1 pseudogene is annotated in these 267 nt (G+C 46.8%); it reads left to right on the forward strand.

Features of this window, described 5'->3' with window-relative positions:
- Positions 1-27: 27 nt before the first annotated feature.
- Positions 28-267, forward strand: a pseudogene (locus AB4585_RS24450) (ExeA family protein); the annotation flags it as partial.

The raw sequence follows: 267 nt of genomic DNA on the forward strand, positions 1-267 counted from the left end.
AAAAAGAAGTGTCGATAGAAGTTCTGAATGTATAAGGATTATTTTGGCTTTGTAGAAGAGCCGTTTTCAATTGTTCCCAGCTCAAAGTACCTGTTTTTGAGTGCACGTCACCGTGAGGCTTTGTCTCACCTGCAGATTGGCCTCAATAGTGGAGGCGGTTTTGCTATGCTGACGGGCGAGGTTGGAACAGGGAAAACTACTGTATCTAAGGCGATGTTAGCCAACCTTGAGGGTAACTGGGTCGCAGGCCTAATCCTTAACCCCACC

Origin of the sequence: Vibrio sp. 10N.222.49.C9, assembly GCF_041474985.1 — a bacterium.
GTDB lineage: Bacteria > Pseudomonadota > Gammaproteobacteria > Enterobacterales > Vibrionaceae > Vibrio > Vibrio crassostreae_C.